Annotated in this window: 21 protein-coding genes; 13 read left to right on the top strand and 8 right to left on the bottom strand. The window is 33.5% G+C overall.

Annotation, left to right across the window (positions count from 1 at the left end):
• Both AC1EUY_RS12565 and AC1EUY_RS12560 read left to right on the top strand, forming a co-directional pair.
• The coding region (locus tag AC1EUY_RS12565; protein ID WP_480195895.1) for a LytR/AlgR family response regulator transcription factor at positions 1-436 on the top strand (436 nt) is incomplete at its 5' end.
• A 28-nt stretch (positions 437-464) separates the two neighbouring features.
• Entirely contained in the window at positions 465-914 is a 450-nt protein-coding gene (locus AC1EUY_RS12560; protein ID WP_480195894.1) for a nucleoside deaminase, read from the top strand.
• A 30-nt stretch (positions 915-944) separates the two neighbouring features.
• On the opposite strand, the gene AC1EUY_RS12555 is transcribed toward AC1EUY_RS12560, so the two are convergent.
• Positions 945-1190 carry a hypothetical protein gene (locus tag AC1EUY_RS12555; RefSeq protein WP_480195893.1) on the bottom strand — a complete coding sequence of 82 codons (246 nt, stop codon included), beginning with the start codon at positions 1188-1190 and terminating at the stop codon, positions 945-947.
• A 117-nt stretch (positions 1191-1307) separates the two neighbouring features.
• Here AC1EUY_RS12555 and glpQ point away from each other — a divergent pair, with 117 nt between their 5' ends.
• Entirely contained in the window at positions 1308-2267 is a 960-nt protein-coding gene (gene glpQ, locus AC1EUY_RS12550) for a glycerophosphodiester phosphodiesterase (RefSeq protein WP_480195892.1), read from the top strand.
• On the opposite strand, the gene AC1EUY_RS12545 is transcribed toward glpQ, so the two are convergent.
• Positions 2264-4051 (bottom strand): chloride channel protein, encoded by a 1788-nt coding sequence (locus AC1EUY_RS12545; protein WP_480195891.1) that lies wholly within the window; start codon positions 4049-4051, stop codon positions 2264-2266. The two genes, glpQ and AC1EUY_RS12545, sit on opposite strands and share 4 nt — an antisense overlap.
• A gap of 132 nt (positions 4052-4183) precedes the next feature.
• On the bottom strand, positions 4184-5932 hold the full coding sequence (gene aspS / locus AC1EUY_RS12540) for an aspartate--tRNA ligase (RefSeq protein WP_480195890.1): 1749 nt from the start codon (positions 5930-5932) through the stop codon (positions 4184-4186).
• 73 nt (positions 5933-6005) lie between these two features.
• On the opposite strand from aspS, the gene rsmI reads away from it, so the two are divergent.
• Complete coding sequence (gene rsmI, locus AC1EUY_RS12535; protein ID WP_480195889.1) at positions 6006-6677, top strand: 16S rRNA (cytidine(1402)-2'-O)-methyltransferase; 672 nt, start codon at positions 6006-6008, stop codon at positions 6675-6677.
• Positions 6678-7250 carry a uracil-DNA glycosylase family protein gene (locus AC1EUY_RS12530; RefSeq protein WP_480195888.1) on the top strand — a complete coding sequence of 191 codons (573 nt, stop codon included), beginning with the start codon at positions 6678-6680 and terminating at the stop codon, positions 7248-7250.
• 86 nt (positions 7251-7336) lie between these two features.
• Here the strand turns inward: AC1EUY_RS12530 and AC1EUY_RS12525 are convergent, their stop codons facing one another.
• Entirely contained in the window at positions 7337-7927 is a 591-nt protein-coding gene (locus AC1EUY_RS12525; RefSeq protein WP_480195887.1) for a carboxymuconolactone decarboxylase family protein, read from the bottom strand.
• A gap of 71 nt (positions 7928-7998) precedes the next feature.
• Here AC1EUY_RS12525 and AC1EUY_RS12520 point away from each other — a divergent pair, with 71 nt between their 5' ends.
• From AC1EUY_RS12520 to recJ, 4 genes are read left to right on the top strand one after another with little or no spacing between them, the layout of a single operon-like run.
• Positions 7999-9009 (top strand): dipeptide epimerase, encoded by a 1011-nt coding sequence (locus tag AC1EUY_RS12520; RefSeq protein WP_480195886.1) that lies wholly within the window; start codon positions 7999-8001, stop codon positions 9007-9009.
• Positions 9010-9012: 3 nt separating this feature from the next.
• The gene (locus AC1EUY_RS12515) at positions 9013-10038 is read left to right on the top strand and encodes an aminotransferase class I/II-fold pyridoxal phosphate-dependent enzyme (RefSeq protein ID WP_480195885.1); all 1026 of its coding nucleotides are present in this window, start codon (positions 9013-9015) and stop codon (positions 10036-10038) included.
• Positions 10028-10444: an OsmC family protein gene (locus tag AC1EUY_RS12510; RefSeq protein WP_480195884.1), complete on the top strand. Its 417-nt coding sequence runs from the start codon at positions 10028-10030 to the stop codon at positions 10442-10444. Before AC1EUY_RS12515 ends, AC1EUY_RS12510 begins: the two co-directional genes overlap by 11 nt.
• 2 nt (positions 10445-10446) lie before the next feature.
• Positions 10447-12144, top strand: a complete 1698-nt coding sequence (recJ, locus tag AC1EUY_RS12505) for a single-stranded-DNA-specific exonuclease RecJ (protein WP_480195883.1) — start codon at positions 10447-10449, stop codon at positions 12142-12144.
• Here the strand turns inward: recJ and rpe are convergent.
• Together rpe and AC1EUY_RS12495 are read right to left on the bottom strand one after the other, a co-directional pair.
• Positions 12125-12775 carry a ribulose-phosphate 3-epimerase gene (rpe, locus tag AC1EUY_RS12500; RefSeq protein WP_480195882.1) on the bottom strand — a complete coding sequence of 217 codons (651 nt, stop codon included), beginning with the start codon at positions 12773-12775 and terminating at the stop codon, positions 12125-12127. The genes recJ and rpe overlap by 20 nt on opposite strands.
• 232 nt (positions 12776-13007) lie before the next feature.
• Entirely contained in the window at positions 13008-13871 is an 864-nt protein-coding gene (locus AC1EUY_RS12495; protein WP_480195881.1) for a sigma-70 family RNA polymerase sigma factor, read from the bottom strand.
• A 165-nt stretch (positions 13872-14036) separates the two neighbouring features.
• On the opposite strand from AC1EUY_RS12495, the gene AC1EUY_RS12490 reads away from it, so the two are divergent.
• From AC1EUY_RS12490 to AC1EUY_RS12480, 3 genes are read left to right on the top strand one after another with little or no spacing between them, the layout of a single operon-like run.
• Positions 14037-14606, top strand: coding sequence for an RNA polymerase sigma factor (locus AC1EUY_RS12490; protein WP_480195880.1), 570 nt, complete (start codon positions 14037-14039; stop codon positions 14604-14606).
• A 1-nt stretch (position 14607) separates the two neighbouring features.
• Complete coding sequence (locus AC1EUY_RS12485) at positions 14608-14799, top strand: hypothetical protein (RefSeq protein WP_480195879.1); 192 nt, start codon at positions 14608-14610, stop codon at positions 14797-14799.
• A 14-nt stretch (positions 14800-14813) separates the two neighbouring features.
• Positions 14814-15629 (top strand): mechanosensitive ion channel family protein, encoded by an 816-nt coding sequence (locus tag AC1EUY_RS12480; RefSeq protein WP_480195878.1) that lies wholly within the window; start codon positions 14814-14816, stop codon positions 15627-15629.
• A gap of 258 nt (positions 15630-15887) precedes the next feature.
• Here the strand turns inward: AC1EUY_RS12480 and AC1EUY_RS12475 are convergent, their stop codons facing one another.
• Together AC1EUY_RS12475 and rpsO are read right to left on the bottom strand one after the other, a co-directional pair.
• The gene (locus AC1EUY_RS12475) at positions 15888-18119 is read right to left on the bottom strand and encodes a polyribonucleotide nucleotidyltransferase (RefSeq protein WP_480195877.1); all 2232 of its coding nucleotides are present in this window, start codon (positions 18117-18119) and stop codon (positions 15888-15890) included.
• A gap of 241 nt (positions 18120-18360) precedes the next feature.
• On the bottom strand, positions 18361-18630 hold the full coding sequence (gene rpsO, locus AC1EUY_RS12470) for a 30S ribosomal protein S15 (protein WP_480195876.1): 270 nt from the start codon (positions 18628-18630) through the stop codon (positions 18361-18363).
• Between the two features lie 158 nt (positions 18631-18788).
• Between rpsO and AC1EUY_RS12465 the strand changes: the two genes are divergently transcribed.
• Entirely contained in the window at positions 18789-19655 is an 867-nt protein-coding gene (locus tag AC1EUY_RS12465; RefSeq protein WP_480195875.1) for a hypothetical protein, read from the top strand.
• Positions 19656-19690 lie beyond the last annotated feature (35 nt).

Below are 19690 nucleotides of genomic sequence, written 5' to 3'. Positions count from 1 at the left end.
ATATACATTAATCCCAATTCTTGGAGTTATCAGTCTAATACTAATTTTAACATTTATACTATACAAAAGGTATAGAAAAAAAAGTGATGTTCTCGAAGAAGAACAAAGTGAAACCCTTCAAAAACTAGAAGAACTTAAAAATATCGTTATTAAAAATCACATTGTCTTAAAAGATAAAACAAAAGTTTATGTTGCAGATCTTTTATACATTAAATCAGATGACCATTATTTAAATATCTTTTTAAGCGATGGTAAAAACCATTTTGTTCGTGGGAAACTTAGTCATATTAAAGAAGAACTACCTCCAAATTTTATTCAGTGCCATCGGTCATATATTGTTAATTCTAATTTTATCAAACAAGTTAATAGTACTTCATTAACATTAATAGATAAAACTCAGATTCCTTTATCTCGCTCTTATAAGAACAAATTTTAATAGCTTTGCTTTCTTTATATTAAAAGAGATGCTTAATCCTTACGATGACACCTATTTTATGAAACGTGCTTTGCAAGAAGCAGAAACGGCTTTTCAAAAAAATGAAGTACCTATAGGAGCAATAATAGTTGCAAAAAATCAAATTATAGCAAGAGCACATAACCTAACTGAGACCCTAAATGATGTCACAGCACATGCCGAAATGCAGGCTTTTACAGCAGCAGCAGATTACATAGGCGGTAAATATCTTAAAGATTGCACGCTCTATGTAACATTAGAACCTTGCCAAATGTGTGCTGGAGCCAGTTACTGGACCCAAATAGATAAAATAGTATTTGGAGCGTATGACAAACAAAGAGGATTTCAACATTACAAAACCCAACTGCATCCTAAAACTAAAGTAATGGGTGGCGTGTTAGAGGAAGAGTGTAGTGAATTAATAAAACGGTTTTTTATTCAAAAAAGAAATTTGAATTAATTTGTCATCCTATGTTTGCAGACGATGACATTAAACCATTTTATCTTCATCAATTTTAAACGGATTTTTTTTACTTCCGTCAAGAATATATTTTTTATACTTCCCAAGACGATGGCGATGATAAATAAATAATGGCATTAAAATAAAGGAAAGAAATAAGATATCTAGACCTATTATGACGTCAGCTTTTTCATATTTGGTAAAATACTTTAAATAAAAACCAACTAATAGTGTAGCTAAAAACAAAAAGAATGATATTTTTAATAATAGTTTCATTGACAATTTGTTGTCATTCCGCACTTGATGCGGAATCCATTTATAGATTCTTCACTTCGTTCAGAATGACATTTCATAATACGAAACTACTAAATTTATAGCATCAAATAGAAAGAAATGCGTTTGTCAATTATTTTAATTGTAGTTTTAGTTATTGGGTGTGAGAAACCTGTTGACAAGAAAATGGAGATAAAATCTAAATCAAAACCAAACAAAATAGTTATTGCGCATCGTGGAGCTTCTGGTTATTTACCTGAACATACATTAGCTGCTAAAGCTATGGCGTATGCTATGAGCCCTGATTATATTGAACAAGATATTGTCTTAAGTAAAGATAATATCCCTGTGGTGATTCACGATATTTATTTGGATGAGGTAACCGATGTTGTAGAAAAATTCCCTGATAGAAAGCGAAAAGATGGCCGTTATTATGTGATCGATTTTTATTTTGAAGAATTGAAATTACTCCAAGTTTTAGAACGATTTGATCCAAAAACACAAAAACAAGTATATCCTGATCGATTTCCAAATGGTAAGAGTAATTTTCAATTACATTCTTTGTATGAAGAGATAGAATTGATACAAGGTTTGAATCAAAGCACTGGTAATAATATTGGAATATATCCTGAAATAAAAGAACCAAAATTCCACTTAAGAGAAGGCAAAGACATCTCTAAAATTGTATTAAAGGTATTATCCTTATATAATTATAATACTAAACAGGATAAATGCATTTTGCAGTGTTTTGACAAGGATGAATTAAAACGTATTAGACAGGAATTGAAGTCAGAATTATTTCTAGTTCAATTAATAGAATCTAAAGAAGAAGAACAATATCTTGATGAATATGTAACGTATGCCAATGGAATAGGGCCATGGTATAAAGAAGTGTCTCCCGATTTTATACAAAATGCTCAAAAGTTAGGATTAAAAATTCATGGATATACCTTCAGAGCTGATGATCTAGAAGATTTTAAAAGTTTTGATCTATTACTTGACTATGGATTTAATAATTTGAATCTAGATGGTGTCTTTACTGATCATCCTGACAAAGCGGTCCAATTTCTTAAAGATTAAGAACTAACTTCTATTAACTTTTTACGATAAGCAGTTAGCATTTTAGATTTTGAAATAAACCCTACATATTTTTCATCTTTTACTACAGGAAGATTCCAAGCGCCACTTTCTTCGAATTTTTTCATGATTTGCTGCATAGTATCTTCTTGATATTTAATAACATCAGGTGCATTTTGCATCAACGTATGTACAGATAGTGCATTGTAAAATTTTTTATCAAACATTATTTTACGAATATCATCCAACAGTAAAACGCCTAAGAATTTATTTTCCTTATCAACTACAGGAAATATATTTCTATTAGATTTTGCCACAGCATTTCTTAAAACATGACCTAGCTTCATATCAGGTTGAATCGAAATGAAGTTGGTTTCAATAATCTTGTTAAGATCCATTAACAATAAGGTATTTTGATCTTTATCATGGGTTAGTAATTCTCCTCGCTGAGCAAGCTCCATGGTATAAATAGAATGTGAAACAAAATACTTTGTAATTGCAAACGAAATAGCTGCTACTAACATTAAAGGAACAAACAATTCATAACCTCCAGTAATTTCAGCTATTAAGAAAATTGCCGTTAGCGGTGCATGTAATACACCAGCCATAAGCCCAGTCATCCCTATTAAGGAAAAATTAGATTCAGATACGTTAAAACCTAGACCTAAATTATTAATTACTAAAGCTAAGGCGTTTCCTAAAGCGCTTCCCATCACCAATGTTGGAATAAAAATTCCGCCTACGCCTCCAGCAGCAAAGGTAGTTGTCATCGCTACAGCTTTAAATATGGTAATACCAATTAAAAGAGCGATTACAATCCAAACATTAGTAAGATCAACACTAAAAGGCGTGGTGCCAATTGCTGCGTTATGATTTCCTTCTATTAAATTATTTATCAATCCATAACCTTCACCAAATAAAGGAGGAATAAAATAGAGCATGATACCTATAGCAATCGCTCCAACAATCAGTTTAGATTTTACAGATTTAAAACGATCAAAAAATCGATTGATACCAAAGTACATTTTTGAAAAATATACCGAGGCAATACCCGTTCCAACACCAAGAATTACATAAAATAAAATGTCTTGTATTTCAAATTTATCAACCAGTTCAAATCTCAATAAATGATCAGAGCCAGAAAAGAAGTAAGAAGTTACTACTGCAGAAACAGAAGCAAGCAATAAAGGAATTAACGACACAAAGGCTACATCTAAACTAAATACTTCTAAAGCGAAAATAAGAGCAGCAATAGGTGCTTTAAACATAGATGCCATGGCTCCAGCAGAAGCACATCCAATTAACAACATTCGCGTTTTTGTATTCATTCTAAAAAGCTGTGCAATATTAGATCCGAAGGCAGCTCCTGTGCTTACTGCAGGCCCTTGTAATCCCACAGAACCACCAAAACCAGCCGTTATGGGAGCCAGCACCAGATTTGCAAAAACGCGATATCTAGGGATTATTCCACTGTTCTTTGATACGGCATACAGCGTATCAGAAATACCATGACCCAACTTCTTTTTTAAAAATTTCTTTTTGAGAAAATAAACAATAATCAACCCTATGATTGGCAAGATAAAATATAGAGAAGATTTTATGGATTGAAATATGTTTAGATCTAAAAGTAACTGAATATAGTATGTAAAATTCTTCAATAAAACGGTACCAATACCTGCTAGAAAACCAACAAGGATACTAAGCATATATATAAACTGTCTTTCGGGTATATGCTTATATCGCCAAATAAGAATTCTATTAAGTAAAGATTTGGTTTGAGATGGCATAGTATAAATATAAAAAAATCCCGCTTTCGCAGGATTAAAAATGAATATTTAAACGGTCATTTCGAAATGAGTTTAACGATTGAGAAATCTCTATGGTTTAGATTTCTCACATTCGTTCGAAATGACAGCATATTATATATCTAATTTTAGATTCAATTCTTTTAGTTGTTCATCATTTATCGGAGATGGGGCATCGATCATTACGTCACGCCCAGAGTTATTTTTAGGAAATGCTATAAAATCTCGTATGGTTTCTTGACCTCCTAGAATGGCTACTAATCTATCCAATCCGAAAGCAATACCTCCATGTGGTGGAGCACCATACTCAAAAGCATTTAATAAAAAGCCGAACTGTGCTTTTGCTTCTTCAGGTGTAAAACCTAAATGGTCGAACATTAAGGCTTGCGTAGCTTTATCGTGAATTCTAATAGAACCACCACCAATTTCATTACCGTTTAAAACCAAATCATAAGCGTTAGCTCTTACCTTACCAGGATTAGTATCTAACAAAGCAATATCTTCAAGTTTTGGTGAGGTGAACGGATGATGCATGGCATGATAACGTTCTGTTTCATCATCCCACTCTAATAAAGGAAAGTCAATTACCCACAAAGGAGCAAATTCATCACTTTTTCTTAAGCCTAGACGTTCAGCCAATTCCATACGCAATGCAGATAGTTGTGCACGTACTTTATTTGTATCACCAGACAATACACAAATTAAATCACCAGATTTAGCACTGGTAACTTCTGCCCACTTAGCCAAATCTTCCTGATCATAGAATTTATCAACCGATGATTTATAGCTTCCATCATCGTTGCAACGACAATATACCATACCTAAAGCACCTATTTGCGGACGCTTTACCCAATCGATAAGCTTGTCAATTTCCTTTCTTGTATAAGAATTTCCTTTAGGTACTGCAATACCAACTACTAATTCAGCATTATTAAATACGTTAAAATCCTTATGTTGAGCTACTTCGTTAAGTTCGCCAAACTCCATCCCAAAACGAATATCGGGTTTATCATTCCCGTACTTTTGCATGGCTTCGTCATAAGTCATTCTCGGAAACTTAGCTACTTTAACATCATTTATTTCTTTCAATAAATGGCGTGTCAATCCTTCAAAAGCATTCAGAATATCTTCCTGTTCCACAAAAGCCATTTCACAGTCAATCTGGGTGAACTCTGGTTGTCTGTCAGCACGAAGGTCTTCGTCTCTAAAACATTTTACAATTTGAAAGTATTTGTCTAAACCACCAACCATTAACAACTGCTTAAAAGTTTGAGGTGATTGGGGTAAGGCATAAAATTGCCCTTCATTCATGCGACTTGGCACTACAAAATCACGGGCTCCCTCGGGTGTTGACTTTATTAAATAAGGAGTTTCAACTTCTATAAATCCTTCTTTCGAAAGATAAGTACGAACTTCTTGGGTTACTTTATGGCGAAAGATTAAATTTTTCTTAACCAGATTACGACGAATATCTAAATAGCGATATTGCATACGTAATTCTTCTCCTCCATCTGTTTCATCTTCAATAGTAAAAGGAGGGGTTATAGACCCGTTTAAAATAGTTAATTCAGAAACTAACACTTCAATTTCCCCTGTAGCGATATTTGGATTTTTTGATTGGCGTTCAATCACTTCACCAGTGACTTGAATTACAAATTCACGCCCTAAGGTTTTAGCTTTTTCAAAAAGAGTTTTATCAGTTCTTTCTTCATCAAGAATTAATTGCGTAATACCGTAACGATCACGAAGATCGATCCAGACCATAAACCCCTTATCACGTACTTTTTGTACCCATCCCGATAAAGTAACTTTCTCACCTACATTTACTAAACGCAATTCACCATTTGTATGTGTTCTATACATTGCTCCTTTTTTTGAATGCGCAAATTTAGTGATTAAAGACTTGTTGTAAAAGATAGTTTCTATATTTGTTTTAATGAGCAAACTCTATATCGTTCCCACTCCTATAGGCAATTTAGAAGACATGACCTTTCGAGCTATTAAAGTATTGAAAGTGGTTGATGTGATCCTCGCGGAAGACACTCGAACTTCGGGTAAATTATTAAAGCATTTTGAAATTACTACACCGATGCAAAGTCATCATATGCATAATGAGCATAAAATGGTAGATAGATTGGTTGAAAGAATAAAAAGCGGTGAAACAATTGCATTAATTTCTGATGCAGGAACTCCTGCAATTTCAGATCCTGGATTTTTACTAACACGAGCTTGTGTAGAACATAATATTGAAGTGGAATGTTTACCAGGAGCAACCGCTTTTGTTCCTGCATTGGTAAATTCTGGTTTACCAAATGATAAATTCGTATTTGAAGGATTTCTACCAGTAAAAAAAGGTAGGCAAACACGACTAAAATTACTAGCGCAAGAAACTAGAACAATGATCTTTTATGAAAGTCCGCATAAATTGATCAAAACATTATCACAATTTACTGAGTATTTTGGGGAAGATAGACAGATTTCAGTTTCTAGAGAGTTAACCAAGCTATTTGAAGAAACTATAAGAGGGACAGCTAAAGAAGTATTAAAGCACTTTACTAATAAAACTCCAAAAGGAGAAATCGTAATCGTTGTAGCAGGTAAAAAATAAATGCAAGAACTGTTATCTCAAATAAAAAAATGTACCATCTGCGCAAAGCATTTAGCTTTAGGCCCTAGACCTGTGGTTAAAGCACATAGAGATGCTAAAGTGGTCATAATTGGTCAAGCTCCAGGCACGAAAGTACATGCTTCTGGAATACCTTGGGATGATGCCAGTGGTAGACAGTTACGAAAATGGATGAATGTCTCTGATGAGGAGTTTTATGATGTTACTAAATTTGCCATTGTGCCCATGGGGTTTTGTTATCCTGGTAAAGGAAAATCAGGAGACTTACCGCCTCGACCTGAATGTGCACCACAGTGGCATCAGGCGTTGTTTGATGAGATGCCTAATCTAGAATTTATCATGCTTATTGGTATGTACGCTCAGAACTACTATCTAAAAGATAAGACCAAAAAAACATTAACTGAAACGGTTGCGAACTATAAAGAATACTTGCCGAAGTATTTCGTAATGCCACACCCATCACCGAGAAATCGTTTTTGGTTAACTAAGAATCCTTGGTTTGAAGAACATGTAGTTCCTGATTTACAAAAATTTATATCAAACTTTTCCTCTTAAAATAAAACAGAATTTTATCATTAAAAAAACCACGCATTTGCAAGGTTCTCTATTATCTAAAAGCGAAGCGGTCTAACATCTATTGTCTAACTATGCTTTCCTTTATTCCAGCCATGTTTTCCTAGATATTGCTCACCACTTTCTACAGCGCCATCTTCAATTGAGGTTCCCATAGAGTCATTCCATCGATTTAAATAACCGAATAAAGCAATAACACCTAACATTTCTACAATTTCACCTTCATTCCAATGCTCATATAAGCGTTTTTTTAGTTCTTCATCTACAGCATTCGGCACACCAGAAGCAGCTAACGAGAAATCTAAGGCAGCACGTTCAGCTTCAGAAAAAGCAGGATGCGTTCTGTATTCCCAGATATTATCTAACTGCTCTTGTTCAGCACCATAGCGTTCTGCAGCACGGATGGCGTGTGCTTGGCAATAGCGGCAACCTGTTGCATTGCTACTCACCCAAGCGATCATCCGCTTTAGCGCAGATGTTACGCGACCTTGATTTGCCATGACGGCTTTGTTAAGATTAATAAATGCCTTTGAAATATCAGGCCTACGTTGCATAGTTAATACAGAATTTGGGCAAAAACCAAGTGTCTCATTATAAAAATCAGCTAATTTTTTGGTTTCAGCGTCATGATTGGGATCTAGTGGAGTTACTAAAGGCATATTTTACATTTTTAAAGATTTCAAAGATATAATTTTAGTATTTTTAATCATAGCTAATCAGTCTTATTATTATGGAACTAATTCTCAGAGCGTTTGATTTAAAATTAACACATACGTTTACCATTTCTCGTGAATCACACGATACACAATCGACTTTAATTGTTGAATTGAAAGATAATACTATTTCTGGATTAGGAGAAGCAACTGCGAATCCGTATTACGGAATTACAGTCGAAAAAATGAAAAATGATATTGAAAACGTTGCTAATGTTATAAAAAACTGTGATGGTTTAGACCCGCAAGAGTTTTTTATAACATTATATCCATATTTTAAAGAAAATATGTTCGCACTTTGTGCTTTAGACATTGCTTACCATGATTTATACTCAAAAAGAATTAATAAGAAATTATATGAGTATTGGAATTTAGATATAACCAAAAACCCTAAAACTAATTTTACTATCGGAATAGCTTCAGTAAAAAAAATGATAGAAAAATTAAAGGAACAACCTTGGCCTATTTATAAAATTAAACTAGGTACAACTAATGACATTGAAATTATAACTGAACTTAGAAAACATACCGACGCAATTTTTAGAGTAGATGCGAATTGTGGTTGGTCTGTAGATGAGACAATTGCAAATTCTATAGCGCTTAAAAAATTAGGTGTAGAATTTATTGAGCAACCATTAGAAGCTAATGATTGGAAAGGACATAAAGAGGTTTTTAAAAAATCTGTATTACCGATCATTGCCGATGAAAGTTGCCAGGTAGAAGAAGATATTGACAAGTGCTACGATCATTTTCATGGCGTAAATGTGAAATTGGTGAAATGTGGTGGGCTCACCCCTGGAAAACGAATGTTAGAAAAAGCTCGAAAATTAAAGATGAAAACCATGGTTGGATGTATGACAGAATCTTCAGTAGGAATCTCTGCGATCGCTCATCTTTTACCCTTATTAGATTATGTAGATATGGACGGAGCATTACTAATTTCTAATGATGTCGCTACTGGTGTGGCCATAGAGAATGGTGATGTATTTTATAGTAATCGAAATGGTATTGGAGCCATTCTAAAGTAAGTTATGCGAGTACATCAGTTTCCAGACAGAAAAATTATAGTAAATGGATCGGAATTCTTGTATTTTGGAGGTACTTCGTATTTAGGATTAGCTATAAATGTAGGATTTCAAGATATTTTACAAAACAAGATACGACAATGGGGTTCTTTTTATGGAAGTTCGAGAAATGCAAATGTTATTCTTGATATATATGATCAATTCGAAACCTATTTTGCTTCTTTTCTAAAAAAGGAAGCTGTTGCGAGTACATCATCGGGCACTTTAGCAGGAAAACTAGCAATAGAAGTATTAGAAGATGAAGGTTATGATTTTTTTCATTATTCGAAAACACATCCAGCCATAATATCAAAAAAAAGTAATCTTTTATTTGTTAATAATGAATTACATCCTAAAATAAAAAACAAAAAAAGTCAGCGAATAGTAATTACAGCTGATACAATGTTGTCGGGAGAAGTTACTCCAACAGATTTTGCTTTTCTCGATAAAATTTCGAAAGCAATTAAAATTACCTTATTAATAGACGAATCTCATAGCTTGGGATTAATTGGCGAACAAGGAAGTGGTTTGGGAACAATGATAGATAATAAGAATATTGAGCGACTGATTATCACTTCTTCTTTAGGAAAAGCGTTAGGCATTGCAGGAGGTATTGTAGCGTCAGATAAAGGGTTTATACAAAAGATAAAAGAAACGGTAACCTTTACATCTTCTTCGGGTGCAAGTCCAGGGTATTTAGCGACATATATTGAGAGCAAAGAATTATATAGTAGGCAAAGAGAAAGATTACAAGAGAACCTTGATTTTGTGACAAGTAACTTAGATGTAACATCAAACTATAAATTCAATAGTAATTATCCAGTAATTTATATAGACAGTACTACTATCTTTGAAAAACTATTAAAAGAACAAATAGTTATTACTAGTTTTGAATACCCAACGTATAAAAAACGTATGAATAGAATCGTTATTACGTCTAATCATACCAAACAAGATTTACAAACTTTAATTACAATACTAAATGACAAATAAAGTAAATACCGTATGGAAAAGCGGCATGTTATTAGAATCTGAAAACCCAACGGGCAATAAACTATTTATAAATGATGGGAGTGATGCTAAAGAGAAAACATATACACCTAAAGCATTAATGTTAACAGCCCTAGGAGGATGTTCTGGTTTAGATGTAGCATCCTTGATAAAAAAAATGAGAGTTGATGTCGAGGGTTTCAATATAGATGTGGAAGCTGAATTGACTGATGAGCACCCGAAATACTATCATAAAGTGGCAATGAATTTTCATTTTTATGGAAAGGATTTAGATAAAGATAAATTGCAAAAAATCGTTGACCTGTCGATCGAAAAATATTGTGGAGTGATGGCGATGTTTAAAGAGTTTGCTGATGTTATGGTGAATGTTTATTTGCATGAAAAATAAGTATGCGTTGGACACTTAAAAAAACGCCACCGAAAGAAAAAGTAGAAAAAATTTCTCAAGAGTTATCTATTGATAAAACGATTGCGAAACTTTTGGTTCAAAGAGGTATTGAAACTTTTACGGATGCTAAAGTGTTTTTTCGTCCTTCGTTAGAAGAATTGCATGATCCTTTTTTGATGCAAGACATGCAGAAAGCTGTTTCTAGGATCGAACTTGCGATCGAAAATAATGAAAACGTATTAGTATATGGAGATTACGATGTTGATGGTACTACGGCAGTATCATTGGTATCAACATATTTAACATCATATTACCCCAATGTAGCAACGTATATACCTGATCGATACGATGAAGGGTATGGAGTATCGTATCAAGGAATTGATTTTGCTTCTGATAATCATTTTTCATTAATCATAGCTTTAGACTGTGGTATTAAAGCAATTGATAAAGTAGCGTATGCAAAGGAAAAAGGCGTTGATTTTATTATTTGCGATCACCATCGACCTGAAATTGAATTGCCGAAAGCAGTAGCTATTTTAGATCCTAAACGAGAAGATTGTACCTATCCGTATGATGAGCTATGTGGATGCGGCGTGGGATTTAAACTCATACAAGCTTTGGCTTCCCGAAAAGGACAAACTATAAATGATCTCAAACCCTATTTAGATTTAGTTGCTACAGCGATTGCTGCGGATATCGTTCCTATTACAGGAGAAAACAGAATCTTAACCTATTACGGATTACAACAAATTAATTCAAATCCGAGAATGGGTATAAAAGCAATTATCAATCAGTTAAATAAACCAGAACTTACCATTACCGATGTCGTTTTTATAATAGCTCCTCGTATTAATGCAGCAGGTAGAATGAAACATGGTAATCATGCTGTTGAGCTACTTGTTGAGAAAGATTTTGAGCAAGCCTTACAGTTTGCAGAAGCGATTGAAATCTTTAATTCAAGTCGTAGAGAATTAGACGCACAAATTACTGCAGAAGCATTAACACAAATTAAAAAAAATCACGAAGAAGATAAGTTTACCACTGTGGTGTATGATGAACATTGGCATAAAGGTGTCATTGGTATAGTCGCTTCTCGTTTAATAGAAACTTATTATCGACCTACTTTAGTGTTTACTAAAAATGGTGAAAAATTGGCTGCTTCTGCTCGTTCTATATCAGGATTTGATGTGTATAACGCTTTGAATGCTTGCTCTGAGCATATCGAACAGTTTGGAGGTCATAAATATGCAGCAGGATTAACGCTATTACCAGAAAACTATAAGGCATTTAAAGAGCGTTTTGAAAAAGTAGTACAAGAAACAATTCCTGAAGAATCACGTGTTCCTGAAATTAAAATAGATGCTGAAATACAATTAGCTGATATTACATCAAAATTTTATAGAATTTTAAAACAACTTGCTCCTTTTGGGCCTCAAAACATGAAGCCTGTTTTTTTACTAAAAAATGTAGTTGATACAGGCTATGCGCGAGCCGTAGGTACAGATGAGAGTCATTTAAAATTAACGATAAGTGACGGCAACTATAGCTTTAATGCAATTGGTTTCGGTTTGGGTAAATTCTATAAGGAAATTAGTGACAAAAAACCTTTTGACTGTGTTTTTAGTATCGATGAAAACACCTGGAATGAGAAAACAACCTTACAATTAGTTGTAAAGGATCTTAAACTTGCTTCAAATTAGCAATCGTTTGTGTAGGATTCTCACTTTTAAACACAAAACTACCCGCTACAAATACATTCGCACCAGCTTCTTTTAATTTTGGTAAGTTTTGGTCATTAACGCCACCATCTATTTCAATAAGTGTATCCAAACCTCGATCGTCGATCATTTTTCTAAGTTTTTTTACTCTATCATATGTAATATCTTCGAATTTTTGTCCACCAAACCCAGGATTAATAGACATTAGTAAAACCATATAACATTTTGGTAAAATATCCTCTAAAACAGAAACAGGAGTTGTTAGGTTAAGTACTACCCCAGCTTTACAACCGGCATTTTCAATTTGTGTAAGTGTTCTATGTAAATGAACTGTTGATTCGTAATGTACAGTTATAATATCAGCTCCGCATTTAGCGAACTCTTCAATGTAACGCTCGGGCTTTTCGATCATTAAATGTACATCTAAAGGTTTTGTAGCATGCTTCTTTATGGCTTTAATAACAGGCATTCCATAAGAGATATTGGGTACAAAATGACCGTCCATCACATCAATATGAAACCAATCGGCATCACTATTATTAACGAGTTCAGTATCACGTTGAAGGTTGCCGAAATCGGCGGCTAGCATAGAAGGAGCAACTAAATGAGACATGCTTAAAATATTGAGATTAAGATTTGAGCAAATATACTTTTTTTCGTCATTGCGAGGAATGAAATGACGAAGCAATCTTATTATCAAAAAATGGGATTACTTCACTACGTTTGTAATGACATTAAATAAAAAAGAAAACTCTCAATAATGTTGAGAGTTTTCCATTCATTAATCAAAAAACGAATAGTTCTTGACTACTCATAATGTGATAAAATTATAAAATACTAGGTTCTTAACCTAAATAAGTTCTTAAAATTTTACTTCTAGACGTATGCTTTAATCTTCGTATTGCTTTTTCTTTGATTTGACGCACGCGCTCACGTGTTAAATCAAATGTCTCACCAATTTCTTCTAAAGTCATTGGGTGTTGATCACCTAAACCAAAATATAACATTACAACATCAGCTTCACGAGGTGTTAATGTTTCTAAAGCACGCTCAATTTCTACTTTAAGTGATTCGTGTAATAATTTTTTATCAGGATTTGGAGATTCACCAGAACGTAATACATCATATAGATTTGAATCTTCACCTTCAATCAACGGAGCATCCATAGATACATGACGACCAGAGTTTTTCATAGACTCTTTTACATCGTTTACGGTCATGTCTAATTCTTTAGCAATCTCTTCAGCAGAAGGAGGTCTTTCGTTTTCTTGCTCTAAGCGAGCAAACATCTTATTGATCTTGTTAATCGACCCAATTTTATTTAATGGCAAACGTACTATACGAGATTGCTCAGCTAACGCTTGCAAAATAGATTGACGAATCCACCAAACAGCATACGAAATAAATTTAAAACCACGAGTTTCATCAAAACGTTTTGCAGCTTTGATTAACCCCAAGTTACCTTCGTTTATCAAATCAGGTAATGTTAACCCTTGATTTTGATATTGTTTAGCCACAGAAACCACGAATCTTAAATTTGCTTTTGTTAACCTTTCTAAGGCTACTTGATCACCAGCTTTGATACGTTGAGCTAGCTCAACTTCTTGATCGGCAGTAATTAAGTCAACCTTACCAATTTCTTGCAAATACTTGTCTAGCGAGGCAGTTTCTCTGTTAGTAACTTGTTTAGTAATTTTAAGTTGTCTCATATAATCGTTTTATATTAATACTTAGCTTTAAACTCGTTGCGTACTTATATATACGTAGTAAGTTTATATTATGTTACAAAAACGTTGTTTTTTTATTTTAGTATGCTTGAAAGTGACTTTTTATAACCCAATGTGTCTTATCAAAAATAAACACCCTCGATTAGATTGAAGACCCTTAACAAAACTCATCAATTAAGTGATGAAGATTTGGTAAAAGAAATTGTAGTAACAAAAGACAGCCAATTATTTGCTGAGCTGTATGATAGGTATGCAGCTACAGTATTTAATAAATGTTTAAGCTTTGCTAAGAGCAAAATGGAGGCAGAAGATCTGACTCATGATATCTTTATTAAGCTGTTTGTTAAGTTAAATACATTTAAAGGAACTTCAAAATTTTCTACGTGGTTGTATTCATTTACCTATAATTTTTGTGTGAATTATGTGCAACGTAATTCGTATAAGAATAAAGAAAAAGTAGATGACGAAATTGTTGAGAAAAATGTATCTGTTATAGATGAAATTTCTGATGATGATATTTTTCAGCTTAAAGCTGAAAAATTGCAAAAAGCTTTATCAGTTATAGATTCTAAAGATAAAATGATATTGTTAATGAAATACCAAGACGATCTGTCTATTAAAGACATTAAAGAAGTTTTGGGTATTGGCGAGAGTGCTGTAAAAATGCGCTTAAAGCGTGCAAAAGAAAAAGTAATGAAAATTTACAAAAGCCTATAATATGGAGAACCCTTTTAAACAGATATTACATCAGGAGGAGCTTCCAGAAAAGCTGAAAGATAAGGTAATGGCAGATGTTTCTACTATTAAACTGGCAATAGATATTGCAGACTTGATGGCAATTAAATATCCTGAAACCATTGATAACCTTTTACGGATGAATAAGAATAAAAATAATACGAGCAACGACTAAATAAACTAACAACAATGAAATTACAATTAGACCAAATAGACTTTTCTTTTTTTAAAGATATATGGCAAAGTATAGTTGCATTTTTTCCAAAATTAATAGCTCTTATTGCAATTCTTATTGTAGGGTGGCTTGTTATAAAAATTGTAACTAGAATATTAAAGAAAATTCTTTCTAATGCTAAAGTTGATAAGTTAGAAGATAAAATCAAAGAGATTGATATGTTCAGAAACATTGGTTTTGATTTGTCTGATACATTTATAAAAATAGTAAAATGGATACTGAGGTTATTTATATTAATAGCTGCATCTGAGGTTCTTGGTATTAAAATGTTATCTGAAGGTATTGCAACGATTATAGCGTATTTACCAAATCTTTTTACTGCTGTAGCTATTTTTATGGTTGGTGTTTTTCTTGCGAATATGGTTAAAAATGCCATTGTCTCTACTTTTAAGGCAATCAACATTTCTGGTGGTAATGTGATTGGTAGTATTGTTTTTCTTGCAATTACGATTATGGTAAGTGTCACCGCCCTAAATCAAGCTAAAATTGATACAGAAATCATTACAAACAATCTCACATTAATATTTGGATCTTTATTACTAGTATTTACGATTGCTTTTGGGTTAGGATCAAAAGATATTATTGAGCGTTTATTGTTTGGGTTCTATTCTCGAAAGAATATAACTCAGGGCATGAAAATTAAAATTGACGACAAAGAAGGAGTTGTAGAATCGATAGATAATATTAGTTTGATACTTAAAACAGAAAGTGAAAAGTTAATAATTCCTATTAAAGATGTGAATAACAATATTATAGAAATTAAAAATTAATTTTGATATCATCAAAAGCAATGCTAAATTTATGGTTTACGAAAAATAGTTTAGCGACGTAATCTTTTTTAAAACTATTTTTCTAGATATTTCAATCATATTATTGAAGAGTAAAGATTGATTTATCAAAAGAGCCCCTCAATTGAGGGGCTTCCTTTTTACATAATACAAGCTTTAATAGTACTGTATTTATGAAATAAAAACACCGATCAAATTAACTTGATCGGTGTTTTGTCTTCGAAAAAGAGTTAAGTTTTATTAATCTCTCTTATGTTCTCTCCTTCTATCGTCTCTACGATTGTCTCTTCCACGATTATCGCGACCGTTACTTCTATTATTATCTCTAGGAGGTCTTTCTACATAACCTTCTGGTTTTGGTAAAATAGCTTTTCTAGACACTTTTTCTTTGCGAGTACGTTTGTCTATTCCAAAGTATTTTACATCAAAAACATCACCCATGTTTACTACATCAGAAACATTTTCTGTACGCTCCCATGCCAATTCACTAACATGCAATAATACTTCATTACCTGGTGCATCTACATATTCTACAACGGCACCAAAATCGAGCATCTTAATAACTTTTACTTCATAAACGCTACCAACTTCTGGTTTAAATAATAAAGAATCTATCTTGGCCATAACCATATCAATACCTTTACTACCAACACCCAAGACTTCAACGATTCCTTCTTCTGTTACAGGATCTTCATTAATTACAATAGTGGTCTCAGTTTCCTTTTGTAATTCTTGAATTACTTTTCCACCAGGACCAATCAAAGCTCCAATAAATTCGTTAGGAATACGTCTTGTAACCATTGTTGGTGCATGTTCTTTGACATCTGCATTTGGAGCAGAAATCGTATCGGTTAGCTTCTCTAAGATATGCAAACGACCCTCACGAGCTTGTTTTAGTGCATTCACTAAAATCTCGTATGATAATCCTTTTACTTTAATATCCATTTGACAAGCAGTAATACCATCTGCAGTACCTGTTACTTTAAAATCCATATCACCTAAATGATCTTCATCACCTAAAATGTCAGATAATACAGCATATTTTCCAGAATCTGCATCAGAAATTAATCCCATAGCGATACCAGAAACAGGTTTCTTTAATTGTACACCAGCATCCATTAAAGCCATGGTGCCAGAACATACGGTTGCCATAGAAGAAGAACCATTAGATTCTAATACTTCAGATACAACTCTTACGGTATAAGGACAATCCTCAGGAACCATACCTTTTAAAGCACGTTGTGCTAAATTACCATGTCCTACTTCACGACGAGACGTTCCACGAATGGGTCTAGCCTCACCAGTTGAAAAAGGAGGGAAGTTATAGTGTAAATAGAAACGCTCTTCACCTTCATAAGACGGCATATCTATCTGATTCGCTTCTCTAGAGGTTCCTAATGTTACGGTTGCTAACGCTTGGGTTTCACCTCGCGTAAAGATTGCAGAACCATGCGTAGATGGTAAGTAATCAATCTCACACCAAATAGGTCTAATCTCATCAGTCTTACGCCCATCAAGACGCAAACCTTCATTTAAGGTTAGATCACGAATAGCCTCTTTTTCGGCCTTGTAATAATATTTAGAGATTAAATCACCAAGATCTTCTTGCTCTTCTTCAGAAAAAGTAGCTTTGATTTCTTCTTTAATTTCAGAAAATGCGGCACTTCTTTCATGTTTCGCAGAACCTGCTTTTGCAATAGCATACACTTTATCATATGCCATCTCATGAATTTTCTTCGCTAGATCTTCATCTTCTCTTTCTGGGTCGTATTCACGTACTTCTTTTTTACCGAAAGCCTCAGCCAAACGTACTTGTGCTGCACATTGTTCTTTAATAGCTTCATGCGCAGCTTTAATAGCTTCAGTCATTTCTTCTTCAGAAATCTCATCCATTTCACCTTCTACCATCATCACAGAATCAGCAGAAGCACCAATCATCATATCAATGTCAGATTCTTCTAATTGAGCTCTTGTTGGGTTGATAACGAATTCTCCATTAATACGGCCAACTCGTACTTCAGAAATTGGACATTCAAAAGGAAAATCTGATAATTGAATTGCAGCAGAAGCAGCTAATCCAGCCATTGCATCTGGCATTACATCATCGTCATGAGACATCAATTGAATCATCACTTGTGTTTCACTGTGATAATCTTTAGGGAATAAAGGACGTAAAACGCGATCTACTAAACGCATCGTTAATACTTCACCATCACTAGGCCTTGCTTCTCTTTTAAAAAAACCGCCAGGATAACGACCTGCAGCGGCAAATTTTTCGCGATAATCTACCGTTAATGGTAAAAAATCAACATCTGCCTGTTTGTAATTGGAAACTACTGTACATAATAACATACATTTTCCAGATTGAACAACAACCGAACCATGCGCTTGCTTGGCTAGTTTTCCGGTTTCAAGAGAAATCTCTCGTCCGTCTGAGAGTTTAATTACCTCTCTAAAAGTTTTTGGAATCATAAATTTTAATTCTAATTAAACATTGGTTGTTGTGTTGTAGTTGTTGTATTATGACCAATGAAAAACTGTAATTAGCTTCTTTTATTGTCATTGCGAATCACGCTTTTGGCGTGATGAGGCAATCTGTTTCTTTTGGAAGAGATTACCACGTTTCGACTGCACTCAACGCAGGCTAGTTACATTCCTCGTAATGACATTGTAACTTATTTAAAATAAAAAAGAGGCATGAAGCCTCTCTTTGTTATTTTCTAATACCTAATTCTTTAATAAGAGCACGATATTTTTCAATATCTTTTCCTTTTAAATAGTCAAGTAAGCTACGACGCTTACCTACTAATTTTACTAAAGAACGCTCAGTATTAAAATCTTTACGGTTCTTCTTTAGATGCTCGGTTAGGTGATTGATTCTGTGTGTAAATAAAGCTACTTGCCCTTCTGTAGAACCTGTATCTTTTTCAGATTTTCCGTGCTTTTTGAAAATCTCTTGTTTTTTTTCTGTTGTTAAATACATGCTAACATTAATTTATTAATAATTTTTATGTACCGATTTCTAAATCGAGCGGCAAAGATATAACTATTATTTTGATTAACATAGCTTTACTGTTTTTATAATTTTTAAACCTTTTTCAGTTTTTACAGTCAAAGAAGCAGAACTATAAAATTTATGTAATGAAAAAACAAAAGCTATTATTAAGCGTATTGCTAATTGCTATTTTAAGTGTAACCTTTACTGGTTGTGATAGTGAAAGTTCTATAGACAATAGCGAATTAGTTGATCAAAAGAGTTTAGAAACATTCTCTGAGATTGATTATGTATCTGATGGTGTAAATACTATTGTTGAAGATGTTTATTTTAATGAAGAGTTTAATTCGGCAAATAAAAACTCTGAAGCTGGTAGATTTATACCTGATTGTGCCACAATTACCATTGTTTTAGAACAAAACATGAAAACAGTTACTGTTGATTTTGGTGAAGGATGTGAACTGCGTAATGGGAATGTTGCTGTGGGTAAGATTATTATGGAATATGAAAAAGATCCTGCTGCTGGCTCAAAAAGCATTGCTGTTTCTTTTGATGGATTTTATTTTAATGACAAACATGCTGAAGGAAGTTTAACGATACTGAGACTTCGAAATAATGAGAATGGAAATCCACAATCTACGGTCACTGCAGACTTAAAATTAACGTGGCCAGATGCAACATATGCTTCTTCGGTAGGAACACGAACAAGAGAATGGATTGAAGGTGTTGGTAATGGAATTTGGGCAGATAATGTATTCTTAATTACTGGGAATTGGACATTCATTAACAGAGCAGGTAATGAACATTCGGGAACTATTATTGAACCTTTACGAAGAGAATTAGCGTGCAAGTTTATTGTGAGCGGTATTGCTGAAATTACCAAAAATGGCACTACAGGCTTGTTAGATTATGGTAATAAAGACTGTGATGATTTAGCTATAGTAACAATAGGCGATACAGAGTGTGAAATACACTTGAGCAAATTTCATATAAGCCCAGTAAAATTGCCTTAATAGTTAAAAAAGGAATAAAAAAAGCCACATTTATG

Source organism: Maritimimonas sp. 2210JD6-3 (assembly GCF_056591795.1).
The sequence above is the reverse complement of the archived record's forward strand: the minus strand, read 5'-3'. Positions and strand labels throughout refer to the sequence as shown.

Excerpts from the sequence above, each read along its gene's own strand:
- AC1EUY_RS12465 (WP_480195875.1), top strand. The coding sequence starts at position 18,789 with ATGAAAAAACAAAAGCTATTATTAAGCGTATTGCTAATTGCTATTTTA.
- AC1EUY_RS12545 (WP_480195891.1), bottom strand. The coding sequence starts at position 4,051 with ATGCCATCTCAAACCAAATCTTTACTTAATAGAATTCTTATTTGGCGA.
- aspS (WP_480195890.1), bottom strand. The coding sequence starts at position 5,932 with ATGTATAGAACACATACAAATGGTGAATTGCGTTTAGTAAATGTAGGT.
- AC1EUY_RS12525 (WP_480195887.1), bottom strand. The coding sequence starts at position 7,927 with ATGCCTTTAGTAACTCCACTAGATCCCAATCATGACGCTGAAACCAAA.
- rsmI (WP_480195889.1), top strand. The coding sequence starts at position 6,006 with ATGAGCAAACTCTATATCGTTCCCACTCCTATAGGCAATTTAGAAGAC.
- AC1EUY_RS12485 (WP_480195879.1), top strand. The coding sequence starts at position 14,608 with ATGGAGAACCCTTTTAAACAGATATTACATCAGGAGGAGCTTCCAGAA.
- AC1EUY_RS12515 (WP_480195885.1), top strand. The coding sequence starts at position 9,013 with ATGCGAGTACATCAGTTTCCAGACAGAAAAATTATAGTAAATGGATCG.
- rpsO (WP_480195876.1), bottom strand. The coding sequence starts at position 18,630 with ATGTATTTAACAACAGAAAAAAAACAAGAGATTTTCAAAAAGCACGGA.
- AC1EUY_RS12530 (WP_480195888.1), top strand. The coding sequence starts at position 6,678 with ATGCAAGAACTGTTATCTCAAATAAAAAAATGTACCATCTGCGCAAAG.
- glpQ (WP_480195892.1), top strand. The coding sequence starts at position 1,308 with ATGCGTTTGTCAATTATTTTAATTGTAGTTTTAGTTATTGGGTGTGAG.
- AC1EUY_RS12560 (WP_480195894.1), top strand. The coding sequence starts at position 465 with ATGCTTAATCCTTACGATGACACCTATTTTATGAAACGTGCTTTGCAA.
- AC1EUY_RS12510 (WP_480195884.1), top strand. The coding sequence starts at position 10,028 with ATGACAAATAAAGTAAATACCGTATGGAAAAGCGGCATGTTATTAGAA.
- AC1EUY_RS12520 (WP_480195886.1), top strand. The coding sequence starts at position 7,999 with ATGGAACTAATTCTCAGAGCGTTTGATTTAAAATTAACACATACGTTT.
- recJ (WP_480195883.1), top strand. The coding sequence starts at position 10,447 with ATGCGTTGGACACTTAAAAAAACGCCACCGAAAGAAAAAGTAGAAAAA.
- AC1EUY_RS12480 (WP_480195878.1), top strand. The coding sequence starts at position 14,814 with ATGAAATTACAATTAGACCAAATAGACTTTTCTTTTTTTAAAGATATA.
- rpe (WP_480195882.1), bottom strand. The coding sequence starts at position 12,775 with ATGTCTCATTTAGTTGCTCCTTCTATGCTAGCCGCCGATTTCGGCAAC.
- AC1EUY_RS12555 (WP_480195893.1), bottom strand. The coding sequence starts at position 1,190 with ATGAAACTATTATTAAAAATATCATTCTTTTTGTTTTTAGCTACACTA.
- AC1EUY_RS12475 (WP_480195877.1), bottom strand. The coding sequence starts at position 18,119 with ATGATTCCAAAAACTTTTAGAGAGGTAATTAAACTCTCAGACGGACGA.
- AC1EUY_RS12495 (WP_480195881.1), bottom strand. The coding sequence starts at position 13,871 with ATGAGACAACTTAAAATTACTAAACAAGTTACTAACAGAGAAACTGCC.